The organism is Pontibacter brevis, from assembly GCF_054779655.1.
Window position 1 is genome coordinate 1 of sequence record NZ_BAAGXV010000086.1, and the last position, 17,521, is coordinate 17,521.

The 17,521-nt window shown below is 45.9% G+C and carries 17 protein-coding genes; 8 read left to right on the forward strand and 9 right to left on the reverse strand.

What is annotated here, in order from left to right:
• Positions 1-95 (reverse strand): transposase-like zinc-binding domain-containing protein (locus ACYVB1_RS18505; RefSeq protein ID WP_460923686.1); only part of this gene is annotated, 95 nt, incomplete at its 3' end.
• 219 nt (positions 96-314) lie between these two features.
• Here ACYVB1_RS18505 and ACYVB1_RS18510 point away from each other — a divergent pair.
• Both ACYVB1_RS18510 and ACYVB1_RS18515 read left to right on the forward strand, forming a co-directional pair.
• Positions 315-764, forward strand: a complete 450-nt coding sequence (locus ACYVB1_RS18510; protein ID WP_460925291.1) for a GNAT family N-acetyltransferase — start codon at positions 315-317, stop codon at positions 762-764.
• Between the two features lie 37 nt (positions 765-801).
• Complete coding sequence (locus ACYVB1_RS18515) at positions 802-1,065, forward strand: DUF3820 family protein (protein WP_460925292.1); 264 nt, start codon at positions 802-804, stop codon at positions 1,063-1,065.
• A gap of 65 nt (positions 1,066-1,130) precedes the next feature.
• On the opposite strand, the gene ACYVB1_RS18520 is transcribed toward ACYVB1_RS18515, so the two are convergent.
• On the reverse strand, positions 1,131-2,843 hold the full coding sequence (locus tag ACYVB1_RS18520) for a GMC oxidoreductase (protein WP_460925293.1): 1,713 nt from the start codon (positions 2,841-2,843) through the stop codon (positions 1,131-1,133).
• Between the two features lie 6 nt (positions 2,844-2,849).
• Entirely contained in the window at positions 2,850-3,383 is a 534-nt protein-coding gene (locus tag ACYVB1_RS18525) for a gluconate 2-dehydrogenase subunit 3 family protein (protein WP_460925294.1), read from the reverse strand.
• A gap of 380 nt (positions 3,384-3,763) precedes the next feature.
• On the opposite strand from ACYVB1_RS18525, the gene ACYVB1_RS18530 reads away from it, so the two are divergent.
• From ACYVB1_RS18530 to ACYVB1_RS18540, 3 genes are all read left to right on the forward strand, one after another.
• A complete protein-coding gene (locus ACYVB1_RS18530; RefSeq protein WP_460925295.1) occupies positions 3,764-4,084 on the forward strand; it encodes a hypothetical protein in 321 nt (106 codons plus the stop codon).
• A gap of 479 nt (positions 4,085-4,563) precedes the next feature.
• The gene (locus tag ACYVB1_RS18535; RefSeq protein ID WP_460925296.1) at positions 4,564-7,512 is read left to right on the forward strand and encodes a T9SS type A sorting domain-containing protein; all 2,949 of its coding nucleotides are present in this window, start codon (positions 4,564-4,566) and stop codon (positions 7,510-7,512) included.
• Between the two features lie 175 nt (positions 7,513-7,687).
• Positions 7,688-8,536, forward strand: coding sequence for an alpha/beta fold hydrolase (locus tag ACYVB1_RS18540; RefSeq protein ID WP_460925298.1), 849 nt, complete (start codon positions 7,688-7,690; stop codon positions 8,534-8,536).
• A 54-nt stretch (positions 8,537-8,590) separates the two neighbouring features.
• Here ACYVB1_RS18540 and ACYVB1_RS18545 read toward each other — a convergent pair whose 3' ends face one another.
• From ACYVB1_RS18545 to ACYVB1_RS18560, 4 genes are all read right to left on the reverse strand, one after another.
• Positions 8,591-9,907, reverse strand: coding sequence for a gluconate:H+ symporter (locus tag ACYVB1_RS18545; RefSeq protein WP_460925299.1), 1,317 nt, complete (start codon positions 9,905-9,907; stop codon positions 8,591-8,593).
• Positions 9,908-10,004: 97 nt separating this feature from the next.
• Positions 10,005-11,537 carry a gluconokinase gene (locus ACYVB1_RS18550; protein ID WP_460925300.1) on the reverse strand — a complete coding sequence of 511 codons (1,533 nt, stop codon included), beginning with the start codon at positions 11,535-11,537 and terminating at the stop codon, positions 10,005-10,007.
• A 247-nt stretch (positions 11,538-11,784) separates the two neighbouring features.
• Positions 11,785-13,017, reverse strand: coding sequence for a Bcr/CflA family multidrug efflux MFS transporter (locus ACYVB1_RS18555; protein WP_460925301.1), 1,233 nt, complete (start codon positions 13,015-13,017; stop codon positions 11,785-11,787).
• A gap of 430 nt (positions 13,018-13,447) precedes the next feature.
• Positions 13,448-13,735 carry a hypothetical protein gene (locus ACYVB1_RS18560; RefSeq protein ID WP_460925302.1) on the reverse strand — a complete coding sequence of 96 codons (288 nt, stop codon included), beginning with the start codon at positions 13,733-13,735 and terminating at the stop codon, positions 13,448-13,450.
• Positions 13,736-14,088: 353 nt separating this feature from the next.
• Between ACYVB1_RS18560 and ACYVB1_RS18565 the strand changes: the two genes are divergently transcribed.
• A complete protein-coding gene (locus ACYVB1_RS18565; protein ID WP_460925303.1) occupies positions 14,089-14,496 on the forward strand; it encodes an ACT domain-containing protein in 408 nt (135 codons plus the stop codon).
• 227 nt (positions 14,497-14,723) lie between these two features.
• Entirely contained in the window at positions 14,724-15,629 is a 906-nt protein-coding gene (locus ACYVB1_RS18570) for a bestrophin family protein (protein ID WP_460925304.1), read from the forward strand.
• 117 nt (positions 15,630-15,746) lie between these two features.
• Here ACYVB1_RS18570 and ACYVB1_RS18575 read toward each other — a convergent pair whose 3' ends face one another.
• On the reverse strand, positions 15,747-16,028 hold the full coding sequence (locus ACYVB1_RS18575) for a hypothetical protein (RefSeq protein WP_460925305.1): 282 nt from the start codon (positions 16,026-16,028) through the stop codon (positions 15,747-15,749).
• Between the two features lie 355 nt (positions 16,029-16,383).
• Here ACYVB1_RS18575 and ACYVB1_RS18580 point away from each other — a divergent pair, with 355 nt between their 5' ends.
• On the forward strand, positions 16,384-16,809 hold the full coding sequence (locus ACYVB1_RS18580) for a hypothetical protein (RefSeq protein WP_460925306.1): 426 nt from the start codon (positions 16,384-16,386) through the stop codon (positions 16,807-16,809).
• Between the two features lie 160 nt (positions 16,810-16,969).
• On the opposite strand, the gene ACYVB1_RS18585 is transcribed toward ACYVB1_RS18580, so the two are convergent.
• Positions 16,970-17,458 (reverse strand): META domain-containing protein, encoded by a 489-nt coding sequence (locus ACYVB1_RS18585; RefSeq protein ID WP_460925307.1) that lies wholly within the window; start codon positions 17,456-17,458, stop codon positions 16,970-16,972.
• Between the last annotated feature and the right edge of the window lie 63 nt (positions 17,459-17,521).

The window sequence follows — 17,521 nt, forward strand, 5'->3', positions numbered from 1 at the left end:
AGAAAGTTCTGCCTGCCCGTGCGCTTTACGCCGTTTTTGACTACCTTCATACTGTGGCAGTAGGGGCAGTTTACTTGGATAGTTATCTCGCACATAACTTCCTATCAACACCCTTGCTGCCATACCTATTCCCGCATCATACATTGTAGGCCACAACCAAAATTTATTTATTGAGGGGCCGGTTTAGTTTAAACTAAATTACCTTTGTCTCCTGAAATAAGCTTTGTCCTATAGCCCACTGAAAGATTTGCGCAGCAGCCACTAAGAAAGGTTTTAAATCAGGCAGACATAAGAATTCATAATCTACCAATAAAATGACGCTTACTAAAGTTAGCAAAAGTTTTGACGCCCTTACACCGCATGAAATGTATGAGATGCTTCGGTTAAGAAGTGATGTGTTTGTGGTAGAGCAAAACTGTGTGTTCCTGGATCAGGATAATAAAGATCAGAAGTGCCACCACATACTGCTCTACAACCAGCATACACTGGTGGCTTATGCCCGCCTGGTACCACCAGGGGTGTCTTACCCCAACGAAATGTCGATAGGCAGGATAGTAACCAGTCCGGAGGTGAGAGGCACAGGGGTTGGGAAGCAGTTGATGGAGATAGCCATAGCCGAATGCTATGCTTTATACGGCACCGGCCCCATCAAAATTGGTGCGCAGCTTTACGCCGAGAAGTTCTATAACGCGTTTGGCTTTATACAGAGTGGCGAGGTATATGACGAGGATGGTATCGACCATGTTGAAATGACAAAGCCTTAACTACCAAACCTTCTAACTCAGCAATTAATAAAAAAGTATGGCTGATTCTACGCGACCAGACCCAAGCATCCTGCTTGATTTGGTAAAGGTTAAAATGCCTTTTGGCAAGTACAAGGATACAGTATTATGTGACCTTCCTGTCTCCTACCTCGAATGGTTCTACCGGGAAGGCTTCCCTCCGGGGAAACTGGGAATGCAACTCGCAACCATCTTCGAAATCAAAACAAACGGCTTAAACTATTTATTAGATCCGCTGAAACGACAGGTTTCTAGGAGCCAGACTAAATACCCACGCCGATAAACAGGAAAGCCAGCGATACACACCGCTGGCTTTTCTGCTTTACCTGGTACTTTGATTTAGTGCTACTACAGGTTCATTTTCTTCATTTCCTTAACAGCATAATCTACTGCACGGGCAGTAAGTGCCATGTAAGTAAGCGATGGGTTCTGTGTAGAAGTAGAGGTCATTGAGGCACCGTCTGTCACGAACACGTTCTTGCACTCGTGCAGCTGGTTCCACTTGTTCAGCAGGGAAGTCTTCGGGTCTTTACCCATTCGCACGCCCCCCATTTCGTGTATATCCAGCCCGGGAGCCCGATCAGAGTCTATTGCCTGAATGTTGGTAAAGCCTGCATTCGTGAACATCTCCGTCATCTGCTCCAGGTAATCTTTTGTCATTTTCTGGTCGTTCTCATCATAGGCAACAGAGATGCGAAGCTGCGGCATGTCGTAGGGGTCTTTCTTGGTCGTATCGAGGGCAACATAGTTGCTTTCCTTTGGTATCGTTTCGCCCATCATATGCGAACCTACAGACCAACCACCCAAAGAAGGGTTCAGCAGGCTGTTTTTCAGGCTCTCCCCCAGTCCATCCTGGTTCGTAACACTTTTACGGTTGGCGCTAAAGCCGGCAGCATAGCCCCTCAGGAAATCAGTCTCCTGTTTGTACACATTCCGGAAGCGCGGTATATAAGGGCTGTTCGGCCTGCGTCCGTCGGTGGTAGAATCCAGGTGGCCGTCATAGTCTGCAGATACTCTTGCCTTATAGTTGTGGAAGGCAACATACTTGCCCATCAGCCCATTGTCGTTGCCCAAGCCGTTCGGGAAGCGCTTTGAGGTAGAGTTCAGCAGGATGAGGTTCGTGTTAAGTGCTGCGGCATTCACAAAAATGATTTTGGCATAAAATTCCATCACCTCTTTCGTGTTGGCATCTATTACCCGCACACCCGTTGCCTTGCCTTTTTCATCATCGTAGATAATGGAATGCACCACCGAATCCGGGCGCAGTGTCAGATTACCTGTCCGGGCTGCCCAGGGTATAGTGGAGGCATTGCTACTGAAGTAACCGCCAAACGGGCAGCCGCGCTCGCAGATGGTACGGTGCTGGCATTGTGCCCTGCCCTGCTCCAGGTGGATGGGCTGTGGCTTGGTAATGTGTGCAGCGCGCCCCATGATTACCTGGCGGTCCTTGTACTTCTGCGCCACCTGCTTCTGGAAGTGAGTTTCCACACAGTTCATTTCATGCGGCGGCAGAAACTCACCGTCCGGCAGTTGCGGTATACCGTCTCTGTTACCGGAAATACCGGCAAACTTCTCTACGTAGCTGTACCATGGCGCAATATCGGCATATCGGATAGGCCAGTCTACGGCAAAGCCGTCGCGGGCCGGGCCTTCAAAATCGAAATCGCTCCAGCGTTGCGTCTGTCGCGCCCACAGCAGAGACTTGCCGCCCACCTGATAACCACGAATCCAGTCGAACGGCTTTTCCTGCACGTAAGGATGCTCGGCATCTTTCACAAAGAAGTGCTCGGTACCCTCATAAAAAGCATAGCACTTACTCACAATGGGGTTTTGCTTTACAACCTCAAGCGGTAACTGCCCCCGGTGCTCAAACTCCCAGGGGTTTTTGGTGGTGGTGGGATAATCCTTTATATGCTTTACATCCTTGCCTCGCTCGAGCACAAGCGTCTTAAGGCCATGCCCGGTCAGTTCTTTTGCTGCCCAGCCACCGCTGATGCCAGAGCCTATCACAATGGCATCATAGGTCATATCTTTAACTGCGTCTATCGCTAAATTTGCCATGTTGTATTAAGAAAGGGATTTTGAATCAACAGGAACACAACCATAGTAGTGGCCGGGGATTGCCTGGTAATTGGTAAGGTTCATCATCACGTACTCAGAATTCATGTAGCCCCGGACAGTAAGTCCTTTTACCATTTTATAGAACTCAGTCTCACTTGCATCGCCTGACTGCTCCATCTCTCGCAGCAGGGCAATGCGTTCGTCTGTGCTGCAGGCATCAAAGGCCTTACCATGCTTTTTATCGGCCTTTGCTTTCAGGGACTCTAATCCTTTCACAAGATTTTCCTGCGCTTCCTTCTCATAGCAATCCGTCACCATTTTCTGGACAAAGAGATGCACATTCAGGTCTTTGGCACCAGGAGTATCAGTGGCCGGAATGATAGTGTCGACCACATGTGCTAAAAGCCCCTCCTGGCTTGGCGAAAGGTATGGCTGCAGTTCCTGCGCTGTTGCTTTTTTGCTGCTGAGGTCGCAGCCTGGCAAAAGCACCAGACCTGTAACGGCAAGCGCCATATTCCTAATTACTACGCGTCTGTTCATGCGTAAAAAATGTTTATGGTTCTGTTATCTGATTAAAAAATATCAACTGCTGAACGCAGCTTACACACAATGCCTTAACCTGCAGCACGCAGTTGAGCCTCCACATGTAGCTTGAAGCACAAGCAGTCAAAAGCCATACAGGATCAACTACTTACACATCATAAAACTTTAAGGGAAAAAGCCTTTATGCCAATAACCATGTAAGACGACATCATCCTGAAAAGTTCCTTTTGCATTTGGGAACATATTACTAAATATTTCTAAGGTTGCCAAACATCAATGAGGTATGGCCTGGAAACAGGTTGAGCAGCCGAAACTCAGAAGCTTAGGGGTTCGTGCCAGTGTGCCTTTTCGGGACATCCAGTCTTTTCTGGTTTGATATGAAAAGAGAAGAGTATGAAAGGATTGTTCTGTCTCCTATACTCAGGGAGCGTGTGTTCAAGGCAACCTTAACATTACACATAGTTTTGCAGGTGCAACAGCAAGCCTGCGGCCAGGCTGTGCTCTATCTGGAAAAAACTCCTGCTCCGAACGAAGCTGTCTTCAGCAGACAGCTTCATCATGAGCCAGAAAAGCAGACACCGCATCAAGTTAAAACTACGGCAGCCTCCATATCATTAAAAGTAAAATTCACCACTGTTTTCCAGGACTTGAGAACGGCCATACACTTGCTTCAAGTAGCCACAAAGAGACACTTTTAAAGTCCTCTAAAAAATGAGAATCCATCAAAAACCCAAAGCAATTCAGACTTAACTAAATCCTATGTACGAAGCGTGTTAATTAACTTTTGATTGTTTCCTTCATTAAATTTTAATAATCAAATAACACCTGTTATTGTCTTATACCAATATCAAAGTTTAACTTTTTAAAATTTTTCCTAATAAAGCCTTAGTATTTAATATACCTTATATGTAATATTGCTACATAACTATATACAATTAATCAAACAAAGGTCTATTAGATAAACTATCAGGAAATATTACCAATTGATAAATGCTGCAAAATATAGCAACAGGAAAGCTATTGCCCTTTAGGAAGGAAAACTCTTAAACAAGCAGCATTATCTACAAAAAAGCAAAAACCATCCTGTTTTTGCACAGGATAAGTATTGTCAAAAAAGTACAAAGAAAACAACTCCCCCTAGTAAGAACGCAGTCACCCTTAACCCCTAAATTATTTTATGAAAAACTTTTACATTTCTAACCTACCCCTCTTACGGGCTCAAACTGCCACTGTTGCATTCAGAAGCATATGCGGCAGAATTCAGAAACAAACGACGCTTTTGGTGCTAAGCATGCTGCTGCTTAGTTTTAGTAGTTTTGGGCAGAAAACATTTCTTTCCGCTACTAATGGTAATTGGCATGAAACCAGCACATGGGTAATTCAAGGTAACGGCAGCAATACTAGCGCAACATCAGAATTACCTAGCTCAATTGATTTTGTTATAATCAAGCAAGGCCATACTGTTACTGTTAACACTCAAGAAAACACATGCCATACACTTACAATAGAAGCAGGTAAAACAGGTAATAGCCCTACTGGTGGCCGAATTCACATTGGAAGTGCTGGAACAGGAAAGCTAACATTGATTGACCTAAAGTTCGAGATTGCAAACGGAACACCTAAACAGCGAGCCGCTTTGCAGTTAGGTGCAAACGGTCATTTAGTTGTTTCAGGTGCTATATCTAAGATCAGCAGTGTTGGTCAGAACCAAGATGTTACCTCCCTTGACCATTCAAAGATTTTGTATAATATTAGCTCCACTAGTACTATTGAGTATAATGGTACAAATCAATCCATATTTAATTTCTACGCAATAGCAGGTAATACTGATACTGAGTCCGAAGCCTCTAACAGGTACGGTAATTTGATTCTCAGTAAACCAGCTAATACTACTGGACCAGTCGTTAAGACTCCTGCGGCAAAAGCTGATGGCACAACGGGGCTTGCTATCAGGGGTGACCTAACAGTGAACTCTGAAGTTACTTTTGATGCACTAGCGCTAAATCACACCATAGTAAAAAGCCTTGTCAACGCCGGAACCATAGAAGCAAAAACAAGCAACATTAATATTGGGGAGAATTTTACTAACAGTATAAATAATGTAAGTGGCACCTTCAATCAAGGCACCGGACTTGTAAACTACAATGGAGCAAATCAAGATGCTGCTGGCGTGGCCTACCATAACTTACAATTCTCAGGTACAGGCACAAAAACTGCTACATCCGGACTTTCTGTAGCGCATAACCTTGATATAATATCAGGAATTACTTTCAATGCTGGTAGTGGTACACACACCATTACAGCAAACTTAACTAATGCTGGTATTATCAATGCCGGCAGCAGTGGTATTAACATCGGAGGAGCTTTCAATAGTACTGGTGAATTTAACAGTGAAACAGGTACTATTAACTATAATGGAAATGCTCAGCTTATCTCACCACTTTATTATCATAACCTGTCACTAACTCCTGCTTCAGGAAATACGGCTGTATCAAAAACTGCAAACGGTGCTATCTTCGTTTCTAAAGCATTTGTAATAAATTCAGGAGCAAATTTTATACATAATAGCCAATCCTTCTATTATAATGGAGGTCCACAAACTATTACTCCTGCCGTTTATTATAATCTCATATTGGGTGGAACAGGCATCAAGTCAGCTACTTCTAACTTATTAATAGAAGGTAATCTGGAATTAGAATCCGGTGCCAGATTTGAAACTTCAGGCGCTTCTAATTACACACATTCCATTAAAGGAAATGTGCGTAATAGTGGTATTATAAACAACGCTAGCGGAACTGTTCCATATGCCAATGCTCTGAACGTAACAGGAAACTTTACAAACCATGGAACCTTCAATGCTAAGAGTTCTACACACACAATCTTAGGGAACTGGACTAACGCTGGAACTTTTAATGCCAACAGTTCCACCATTGAACTATCTGGAAACGGCTTAACTAAAACAATAACTTCTTTATCAGCTGGAACAGATGTGTTCCATAACTTAACAGTTTCGAGTGGAAACTCAAGTTTAGTTAACAATCTAACTGTTAGTAATGTATTACGGGTTGAAAACACAGTACTACAAACTAATACGAACACTTTATTTTTAGGCTCAACCGCTGACATATTATCTGCAGAGACAGCAACGTCTCACATCAAAGGTAATGTACAAACCACAAGAAACCTTACAACAACCACAGGTCAGCTTTTTGGCAATATTGGTCTTAGAATAACAAATATTCAATCTGACATAAACGCTGTTACTGTGAAACGTGTGACGGGATCAACTTTCGAAAACAGTACTGTAGAACGTCAGTATTATGTTACTGCTCCAGGTGCACAGGCAACTGATAAATTTACAGCCTCCATGGAGTTGGCATTTCCAGATTTTAATTTAACAGAACCAGCAGGAACAGTGTATGAGGTTTATAGAAAAAACATAAACAACACCTACGAACTCTTACCTAAAGTTGAAGCAGGAGATTCTTATTACAACTACAAATTGGCTGATGCAGACAGAAAATATGGAGTGTATACTTTGGCGAATCGTAATACCCCCCTTCCCGTGGAGCTTACCTGGTTCAGGGCACAGCGCCAGGCACAGGGCGTTCAGCTGACCTGGGAAACAGCATCTGAGAAAGAAAATACGGGCTTTGAGGTGCAGGTATCCACCAATGGCAAGACCTTCAGCAAAGTGGCTTTTGTGGACAGCAAGGTAATAAACTCTTCCGTGACCCAGCGCTACAGCTACACCGATAATGCTACTCTTGCGTTTGGCACGCGCTATTATCGTTTGGCACAAGTAGATTTAGATGGCACAACTACCTACTCTAATATCAGAGCAGTAGATATGGAGGCTAAAGTTGTGGCAGCTGCTGCCTACCCTAATCCGTTTGCAGAAGGCCAGGAGGTAATGGTGCGCCTGCCACAGGGTGGTGAAAGCCGCCAGGTAAGCCTGGTGCTGACTAATGCAATGGGCCAGGTAGTACTGGATCAGCAGACGCAGGTGCAGGATGGACAGGTTGATTTCGCCGTGAGCACAGCAAAAGCAACTGCAAAAGGTTTGTACCTGCTCAGCATCATCGACAATGGCACAAAGTACAGCTTTAAGCTACTGAAGAAATAAACAACCATCACCAACCAACAAATGAAAGAGGGCAGCCTATGTGAGCTGCCCTCTTTTTTTATTTAAGCCAATTAAGTAAGAGCGTACCTTAGTAACAGGTACAACTATATAATCAACTGATACTTTCTATGCTGTATCCTATATCCTCTGATACCGTTCTTTGGTATGATGAAACATGGATATAAGAGAAAAATATTACACCGTAAACGGTATCCGTTTGCATGTAGCAGAAGCAGGCGCCACGGATGGGCCCGTTATATTGTTCCTGCACGGGTTCCCGGAATTCTGGTACGGCTGGCAGAAGCAACTCGAATATTTTGCTGCGAGAGGCTTCCGAGCTATAGCACCTGATCAGCGGGGCTACAACACCAGCAGCAAACCGAAGGGACTAAAAGCATACACCCTTTCCCAACTGATGAATGATATTGCTGATCTGATACAGCAGGTTATTACCCGGAAAGTATACCTCGTAGGGCACGATTGGGGCGGCGCAGTAGCCTGGGCTGTTGCGCAACACTACCCCAATCTGCTCGAAAAGCTGGTTATCCTGAATATGCCGCACCTGGAGGTCATGCAGGAGGAACTCCGCACCAACTCAAAGCAGCGCTTAAAGAGCTGGTATATCGGTTTCTTCCAGCTTCCTATGCTGCCAGAGGCAAGCAGCAAAGCCTTCAACTTTAAGGTATTGGAGAGAAGCATGGTATCAACAGCAAAAAAAGGGGCTTTCTCAAGAACAGATATAGAGCGCTACAAAGCAGCATGGCAACAGCCACGGGCCCTGACCAGCATGATTAACTGGTACCGCGCCTACAAATACGACACCCTGGATATAACCCGTGCGGTAACCGTTCCTACCCTGATGCTCTGGGGCAGAAAAGACACCTTCCTGAGCGACACCATGGCACAGCCCAGCATAGAAAAATGTACCAACGGGCAGCTGATTTTCCTGGATGATGCCACACACTGGCTGCACCATGAAAAGCCTGAAGAGGTAAACAGTCTTCTGTACGACTTCATAAAGTGACGAAACAGGGGCCATAATGAACCCACAGTGTTTAAAAATACTGGTACGGGCACACTAAATAAAAGGCTCCAGCGCCAGCACGCCTAGCAATCCTAGCACCGAAACAAGGGTTTCCATAATGGACCAGGTCGCCAGGGTTTGCGGAATAGTCAGGTTAAAATATTCTTTGAACATCCAGAAGCCCGGGTCGTTCACGTGGGAGAACATGAGGCTACCGGCTCCTATGGATAAAACCATCAGCTCCGGGCTTACCCCGGTGCTGGCAATGAGCGGCAGGGCAATTCCGGCACCTGTTATTGCCGCTACGGTTGCCGAACCGAGGCAAACCCGCAGGAGCGCCGTAATCAGCCAGGAAAGAAACAGCGGAGATAAGTTAGTGCCACTGATAAGGCCCGTTACTTCATTCCCCACGCCACTGTCTACCAATACCTGTTTCAGAGCCCCACCACCACCTATAATGAGTAAAATCATGGCAATGCCTGCTATCGAGTCTGTGCAGACTTTCATTACCTCCGGCATCTTTTTTCCTCTGTTCAGGCCTAGCGTTACAATAGCCACCAGCACCGAGATCAGAAGCGCCATCACCGGGTCTCCTATAAACTCAAATAGCCGCCTTACAGGTGATGCAGCAGGCAACACGATAGACAGTACAGCAGAAACAGCCATCAATGCTATTGGTACAAGGGCAGTAAACACGCTTATTCCATAGCCAGGCATTTCCTCTTCAGAAAGGGGTTTCAGGACAAAGAGATTTTGAGGCGGAGCAGTTTTGATCTTCTTCAGGAAGCGGGTGAAAAAGGGCCCCGCCACCACGATAGTAGGCACAGCCAGTAAAAGGCCGTAGAGCAGTGTGAGGGTAATGTCGGCTTCAAATATAACTGCAATGGCGGTAGGTCCGGGGTGTGGCGGCAGAAAGCCATGTGTCACCGAAAGCGCAGCAGCAGCCGGAATGCCGACATACAGCAGCGGCAGTTTGGCAGATATGGCAACGGCAAAAACCAGGGGCATAATCACCACGAAACCCGCGTTGTAGAACATGGGCAATCCTACAATAAAACCGGTCAGCACCATTGCCCATTGCAGGTTCCGCTTACCAAATCGCTTTATCAGGCCGTACGTGATCCGCTGGGCAGCGCCACTCTCCGACAACAGATTTCCCAGCATAGCACCAAATCCCAGTATCAGCACAAGTGATCCCAGCGTGTCTCCTATCCCCTTTTGCAACGATGCCAGAGCATCCTGCACGGCCATTCCTTCTCCCAAACCTACACCCAGCGCCACCAGCACCAAGGCAATGAAGGCATTTATCCGCACAACAAGCGTCAGTACAAGGAGCGCAACAACACCAAGTAGAACAATAAAAAGTGACATAGTTTAGGAGTTTATAAGTCTGCCTGCAGTTCTTTAACCATCAGTCTACAACATGCTATGTCTGAATATATAGATTTAAATTTATATCCTGTACTTTTTATATGCCTTTATGGTGTGCAGCCTTATGAAGGCAGTCTTTGAGCTTTGGGTAGAGTTCGTTAAACAGTGAAAAGTTCTGCATATAACGGGCGTGGAGTTTCGGGTCAGGCACAAAGGTTTGCTTCACTCTGATCATCGCAGCGGCGTCCTCCAGGTTGTTGAGAAGGCCTAAAGCCTGCATGCCCATAATGGCGGCACCGAAAGCCGAACCTTCGTGGGTGTCGGTCAGGTGCACTTCTTTGTTGAAGATGTCGGCCAGCATCTGCACCCATACACCTGAGTGCGAAAAACCGCCATTCGCATAAATGGCAGAAATGGGACCTGTGGTTTGTTCCAACGCCCTGCCAACACTGTACACATTATACATCACTCCTTCCATGAGCGCCCGCAGGAAGTGCTCGCGGGTATGATTGTAGTGCACACCGAAGAAACAGGCCCGTGCCGAAGGGTCCCAGATTGGAGCGCGCTCCCCCAGCAGGTACGGCAGGAAAATTAAACCATCAGCACCGGCTGGCACAGCAGCAGCCTTCTCGTTGAGCAGATCGTATATCTCTGTGTTTTCCTGCTGCGCAAGCGCTGCTTCTGCCTGATAAAAATTGTCGCGGAACCAGCGCAGCACCACACCACCGTTGTTCACAGCCCCTCCCAGCACAAAGCGCTCCGGAGTTAGAATGTAACTGAAGATACGCTCCTGTATATCAGTGGCTGGTTCGCTTGCCATTACCCGCACCGCACCACTGGTACCAATCGTGACCACAGCATCCCCAGGCCGTACAGCGTTAGAGCCTAAATTAGCAAGGCACCCATCGCTGGCCCCGATCACGAAAGGAACCGAAGCCGGTATGTTGAGCAGCGTAGCATAAGCCGGCTTCATGTTGCGGAAAATATGCGATGGAGGCACAGGCTCTGAGAGCTTGTCCTTTGTGATGCCGGCCAGTTCCAAGGAATCCAGGTGCCACTCAAACGTAAAAATGTTGAACAGGCCAGTAGCGGAAGCGATCGAAAAGTCTATTTTGTACTCCCCGAAAAGGCGGAAAAATACATACTCTTTAATGCCGATAAATTTAGCTGCATTTTTAAAGACTGCTGGTTCATGGTCGCGCAGCCAGCGCAGTTTCGGCAAAGGTGACATCGGGTGCAGCGGAGTGCCGGTATGCAAGTAAATATCATGCCCTATCACGCTTTCCTTCAGGTTGGTGGCATACACCTTGCTTCGCGTATCAGCCCAGATAATACAGTTTGTAAGCAGATTACCTTTTTCATCTAAGGCTATGAGGCTATGCATGGCACTGCTGAAACTTACCCCGGCTAATGCGTAGCCAAGTTTGCCAAGTTCTGCAGCAACAGTACGCAGGCTGTCCAGCACTGCTTTCAGAACCACCTCCGGATCCTGCTCCGCTTCATCAGGCCTGGTACTGATAATAGGATACTCAATGGCTTCACGGACAAGCATGTTGCCCTCCGTATCAAAAGCGACTGCTTTGGTACTCGTAGTACCTATATCCATACCTATCAGGGCCTGTTGCTTCATTTTTCTGTTTTAATTCAGTTCTAAAGTACGTGATATAACCCGTGAGAAGTTATAATTTGGCTCCTGGCAAGTAAAAACCCACATTATAATTCCGGGTCTGCAACCTTGCTCATCCGCATATTCTAAAGTTGCCGGTTTATAGCATATGCAGCAAATATTAATTGGCAAAAGCCACTGCATCGTATAAAAAAAGGAAGCCCCTGAAAAATCAGGGGCTTCCTTTTAACGTTCCTGCCAGAGCAGCACCTTACATCACCACGGAGGTATCTTCTTCTATTTGCCGCTGGCTTGCCTGATACCGTACGTTGCGCTTGCTAATCGTCAGCACCACCAGCCCACCCAGGGCACAGGCCGTCATGACACTCACCATCGGAATGGCCGTACTGTTATGGAACACGCTTACTGCAGCTGACACCACTCCGGCCATTGCCATCCTGAAGCTCCCCATCAGGGCGGATGCACTGCCGGCATGCTTCGTGAACGGCGCCAGTGAAAGTGCAGTCGCATTCGGGTTCGTTAGCCCCTGCCCTGTCAGGAAAATAAACATCAACAGAATCAGGCTGTACATTCCAAACCAGCCATACCAGGTGCCTGCAACTAACACGATACCGATGGCTGACTGGTAAAACAGGGTGAAATTGATGATTTGCTGGCTCTTGAACTTCTTCAGCAGGATATGGTTCAGCTGTGTTGACCCGATCATAGCAAACGCCAGAAAAGCGAAAATCCAGCCATACGTCTGCTCGCTTACATTATAAATGTTCATAAAAACATCTGCCGAGCCTGCTATGTAGGCAAATGGGGCTGATGTGGCAATACCGCCCACCAGCGCATACACCAGGAACTGCGGTTGCTTAAGCACTGTATAAAAGTTGCTTATTACCGGTTTCGGGCGAAGCGACATGGTGGCATCCGGCTGCTTGCCTTCCGGCAAAGCAAAATGTATGCTCAGCAGGATAAGCGCTGTGATGATAGCCAGAATGATAAAAACATAATGCCACCCGAAAGCCGCCGTTACATAGCCACCCACTGTTGGTGCTATCATAGGAGACACCGCAATAACCAGCGTTATCAACGAGAAGGCCTGCGCTGTTTTATTCACCGGGAACAAGTCCCGCACCAGCGCCTGCGCTGCCACCATGCCGGCACAACCTCCCAATGCCTGCAGGAACCGCATGGCAATTAAAGATTCTACAGAATCAGTGAATGCGCATCCTAAGGAAGCCAGCAGGTAAATAACCAGGCCTGCGTACAGCGGGTTCTTTCTTCCGTACCGGTCGAGCAGCGGGCCGTAAAGCAGTTGACCTGCAGATATACCTACCAGGTAACTGGTTAAAGACAGCTGCACCTGGGCGATGGAAGTATTTAAATCTTCTGCAATTGCCGGGAACCCCGGCAGGTACATATCTATGGAAAAAGGGCTGATAGTTGCCAAAGCCCCCAGTATCAATATGATAATAAAGTATTCTTTACGCGTCATGAATTTGCAAACTTTCGAAGTTATAACATTCAAAAACAATACCTGGCAGGTAAAGTTTATTGAAAGCCATATTTAATTTTCCACAACCCTTACATACGCCTCACATCTGGCGAACAATATAACAGTCACAAAACAGATTGCGGGGAAGGCACCTTTCTTAGTGAAGCACCAAAAGGCTGGTGTGACCGCCTGCACTACACCAGGTTGCTGCTGGAAAAGCAGATGCTAACAAGTAGAAGGTGCTAATTATATAAGGAGGTGGTAAAAAAAGAGGTAAGTGGGCAAAAGCGGGTAAGAAACTTTGTACTTGTGCCTTCTCTGATGTACTTACTCCTGACGGTTCATCACAAAAGCAGAGAAACCTTCAGATGGCTTAAAGGCACTTGTTTGGCATCAGTGGCAATAAAACCACAACACTCTGTTGACTGACCTAAACTCCGTCATCACTTGCTGTTTCCAACGTGCCCTCTGTACCAGCAGCTTTAGACAAATTGGCGTATTTATTTTTCAGGCGCAACACATTGTCTTTGTCAATCATTTCATCATCCCCGCTGTGCAAAATGAGTTCTTCCTGTAGGCGTATATCCGTCACAAACATTCGGTCGAGGTAAATTCCATTGGAATAAAACCGGCAATAGAAGCGCCTTTCATTTATCGGAGTCAGGGCGATCATATCACAGCCGGACAGCTTTTCATAAAAAATTACTAATTCGTTCATTCTCAACACCATTTAACATAATACAGCACGTGCATTACTTTCTCCTCAATAGCGGTAAGGGTAAAATTTTTGACTATATATAGCCATCAAATATACTACCATTCCAGCACACTAGTACATATACTTAAAACAATCAGTATTTATACGCAGCAAATACATAGGGTTCTTTTTTCAGTATAATTTGTAACGCGAAATAATCAGCAGCCAATACAAGGACAGAAGAATTAACTTGGTTCTTTGAGGACAATAAAGCGGCCTTCACTCGCCCCCCTGTTTCGGACGACTTTATATACACAAACTCCTGCCCTATTTCTTTTATCTGCCTGAAGCTGATTCTTACGTATGCAGTTAGCATGAATAAATACGGAGAAAAGAACCTTGCTGTACTGCTGCTGCAAATGGAACCTGAGCTGAACGACGGAGAGTTTGTGTTTTGCACACTCCAGGAGGAAAGTTCCACTGGCATGAATAATGCCTTGTTCAGCTTCAAGGAAAGAGAAGGCCTTACCGTAGTTTTGCCCAAAGAAGCAGCAGAGGGAGCCGGAATTTCCTATTCAGTTGTCTTTTCCTGGATTACACTAAAAGTACATTCCTCGCTGGAAGCCGTAGGCTTAACAGCTGCTTTTTCCAAGGCCCTGGCGGACGCCGGCATCAGTTGCAATGTGGTAGCTGCATATTATCATGATCATATTTTTGTACCTGCCAAAGATGCTTCCAACGCCATGCAGGTGCTTAGGTCCTGCACTAACCAGGCTTCCTGACTACACATGTGCAGCGTATCACCTGCTTCAGGCCAAATCTGAGAAAGGCCTTTCCCGGTTTTACAAACAAAAGGCTTTACCTAAATGCCATCCTTCCAACGAAGGCAGAAGTGATGCGTAAAAAACTTTGGCTAAAGTGCTTTGGCTGCTCCAGGCGCCAAAGCATGGCCTTCTGGTAATGCAGCGTTCCAGAGCAGAATGTATGAACTCAACAAAAGACATATTGCATGCTAGTAGAAAAGCCAATTCCCGTCAGGTATGTTTACAAAAAGGTTCGGAAGGATGTGATAAGTGTTTTGTGCTTCTCCGTTGTGTTTCATATCCTGAAGCTGTTTGTGGCAGAACATCTTCCTCAGATTCCTTTCCAGCTACCTACTATCCTGGGGACCTCCATCTCCCTGATACTGGCCTTTAACCTGAACCAGTCTTATGACAGGTGGTGGGAAGCACGTAAGGTGTGGGGAGCTATCGTGAACGACTCCCGTTCCTTTGTTATGCAACTGAAGGGATTTGTAAGACGGGAAAGCGATACTGGCACCATGTTGTTGAAAAAAATGGCGCACAGGCAGATTGCCTGGTGTTACTGCCTTGGCCAGTCACTGCGGGGCCTGGACCCTATTGCTGCAGATCAGGTAAGCAACCTGTCGGATGAAGACATAAATTTTATTAAGACACAGAACAATAAGCCCTTCGCCCTGTTGATGCTGCATACGGAAGACCTGCGAAAACTTTACCTGAGCGAGGATGTAAACCCATTCCAGCAAGTACAGATAGACAGCACCATTACGCGCCTCTGTGACTCGATGGGAAAAGCGGAAAGAATTAACAGCACGGTTTTCCCGGTTACCTACAGGATTTTCGTTCACTTCTTCATTTACCTGTTCCTGGTGGTGCTTTCGCTTGCATTAGTGGAAACCATTGGCTTTTTTGAGATTCCGCTCCTGACCATGATCGCCTCGACCTTTTTCTTATTAGAGAAAACCGGCAAGCACATGCAGGACCCCTTCCGAAACAGACCAACGGACACAGCTGTAACAGCCATTGCCAGAACCATAGAAATCAATATCAGGCAGGTGCTGAAAGAGGAGGATGTGCCGAAACCACTGGCGCCTGAAAAGTTCTACCTGATGTAAAAACTGCTGGGGCCAGTTCCGTTTAAAGTACAGGCAGCATAACCATCCTCTTTTGTAAAAAAAGAAGGGATGCACCTGTATTATCAACCGCGGCTATGTGATTTGAAACAGAATGGATCAGGACTTACTGATGACGATGTTTGTCAGGGCCATCAGAATGATGGGATGCTTTTGCCTCATTTTCTCTAACATGAACTCCATTATGAAATAGTCGCTCACATCACTGTCTATGCCATCACAAAGCAGTGAATACTTAAATCTGATCACACCAATGTAGCAGGCATCATCGTGATCAATCAAGTAGTTGCAAATGCTGTAATATAATTCCTGAGACTCTTTCTCTCCTAACTCAATACTTAATACATCTTCTACAGCTTTTTTGGCACTGTTTCTTAACATAACCTGGAGAAATTTAACAATGGCTTAATAAAAATACGTATTTCCCCACCATAGTTTACGTGTTTGAACAAATATATTGCGCCCCTACACCTTACAGGGCGTTTTTCTGGCTACAGCAGGGAGAAGAATGAAACTTGGTTTCATGTTATGAATGTGGATAAAGTGTGTATAGACAGGATAGAAAGGTTTGCCTTTACAAGGCTTTACATACCTAACTCACTAACTACCAATTTATAAAATTAAAACACAGGAAAGACGCTCATCCACAGGCGTGTAAAATTTGTCCACATTCACATATCATACATATCGGTTACCTATATTTGTATAGATATACACCCTTACACAAGCAGGTAACATGCAGCAGACAGAGATTAAAACAGGTATACACAGAGGCGAAATCATTAAAGATGCCATCAAAGCGAGCGGTGTGGCAGTAGGTGTGGTAGCAGAGAAAATTGGCATCAGCCGCAAAACACTTTACAATAAATTTAAGGAATCAAGTATTCCTTACAGCTTTATACTCAAATTAGGCGAGGTGATACACCACGACTTCTCACTGGAGTTCCCGCATCTGAGTAAAACTGTAAAAAAAGAGGCACCAAAGCCACAGGCACCTGTCAGTAATAACCTGCTGTTGCAATTCGACAGTGCTCCCCAAGAGCCTTACAAGCCAAACAACATGAAAGAGTGTGAACAGGAGCTTGTAACGCTGCAGCGCAAATACATCACCCTGTTGGAAAACTTTAACGAGCTTCTGCTGAAGACTTCTCAAAGCAAGTAGTTTACACAGCTATGGGTAGTAAAGGTGAGCGTCATGTTTGCCGTTTTACATCTGGAGAGCCCCCTGCCGTGCAACCGCTGTAAAGGTAAAAGGCTACATCTGCTGTTGTGCAGGATGCAGCCTTTTACCTTACTCACTTCAAACAGGCTTTACGAATGGTTTAATCATTGCCGTTTGTCCTGTTCCGGTCCATATCATTTTCCATTATCTGGAGGTTTCCTGTCTTAAAGGTAGCCACAGCTTTGTCGCCCTCATACAGGGTAAGCACATCCCCCGCTATCCGATAGGTGTTTACACGGCCTAGCACTTCCAGCATCTTATTCTCCATACCCATTTCTGCACAGGACATTCGGGTAGTGCTTAAGTCTGATAGCTGCAGGCGCTGCTCAGTTAAAGAATATTTGCCTCTCAGTCTGTTACAGCCCGTAAACCCCGAAATGTCATTTTCGTTTTCCTCGAATCGTATATAAGCGGTGCGTGTGTCCTGGGGTGCCTGCACGTTCTGCCCTTCCAATGACAATAGTACCCAGTAAGCATCCTGTATAATTTCTGTTTCTGTAGTGATGGTGTTTTTCTTGAGTGTACAGGCGTTGCAAAGGGAAAGTAGCAGGACTGCCACCGGAAGCATAGCGGTTAGTTTATTCATCATACTTGTGGGTTTAGTTATTCATACAGGCCTTGCAGCTGTTGCATGTATAGTACGCAAGGCTTT

Coding starts and splice junctions, on each gene's coding strand:
- ACYVB1_RS18550 (WP_460925300.1), bottom strand. CDS start 11,537: ATGAAGCAACAGGCCCTGATAGGTATGGATATAGGTACTACGAGTACC.
- ACYVB1_RS18520 (WP_460925293.1), bottom strand. CDS start 2,843: ATGGCAAATTTAGCGATAGACGCAGTTAAAGATATGACCTATGATGCC.
- ACYVB1_RS18535 (WP_460925296.1), top strand. CDS start 4,564: ATGAAAAACTTTTACATTTCTAACCTACCCCTCTTACGGGCTCAAACT.
- ACYVB1_RS18580 (WP_460925306.1), top strand. CDS start 16,384: ATGCAGCAGACAGAGATTAAAACAGGTATACACAGAGGCGAAATCATT.
- ACYVB1_RS18530 (WP_460925295.1), top strand. CDS start 3,764: ATGAAAAGAGAAGAGTATGAAAGGATTGTTCTGTCTCCTATACTCAGG.
- ACYVB1_RS18560 (WP_460925302.1), bottom strand. CDS start 13,735: ATGAACGAATTAGTAATTTTTTATGAAAAGCTGTCCGGCTGTGATATG.
- ACYVB1_RS18515 (WP_460925292.1), top strand. CDS start 802: ATGGCTGATTCTACGCGACCAGACCCAAGCATCCTGCTTGATTTGGTA.
- ACYVB1_RS18545 (WP_460925299.1), bottom strand. CDS start 9,907: ATGTCACTTTTTATTGTTCTACTTGGTGTTGTTGCGCTCCTTGTACTG.
- ACYVB1_RS18570 (WP_460925304.1), top strand. CDS start 14,724: ATGCTAGTAGAAAAGCCAATTCCCGTCAGGTATGTTTACAAAAAGGTT.
- ACYVB1_RS18555 (WP_460925301.1), bottom strand. CDS start 13,017: ATGACGCGTAAAGAATACTTTATTATCATATTGATACTGGGGGCTTTG.
- ACYVB1_RS18565 (WP_460925303.1), top strand. CDS start 14,089: ATGAATAAATACGGAGAAAAGAACCTTGCTGTACTGCTGCTGCAAATG.
- ACYVB1_RS18525 (WP_460925294.1), bottom strand. CDS start 3,383: ATGAACAGACGCGTAGTAATTAGGAATATGGCGCTTGCCGTTACAGGT.
- ACYVB1_RS18585 (WP_460925307.1), bottom strand. CDS start 17,458: ATGATGAATAAACTAACCGCTATGCTTCCGGTGGCAGTCCTGCTACTT.
- ACYVB1_RS18510 (WP_460925291.1), top strand. CDS start 315: ATGACGCTTACTAAAGTTAGCAAAAGTTTTGACGCCCTTACACCGCAT.
- ACYVB1_RS18540 (WP_460925298.1), top strand. CDS start 7,688: ATGGATATAAGAGAAAAATATTACACCGTAAACGGTATCCGTTTGCAT.
- ACYVB1_RS18575 (WP_460925305.1), bottom strand. CDS start 16,028: ATGTTAAGAAACAGTGCCAAAAAAGCTGTAGAAGATGTATTAAGTATT.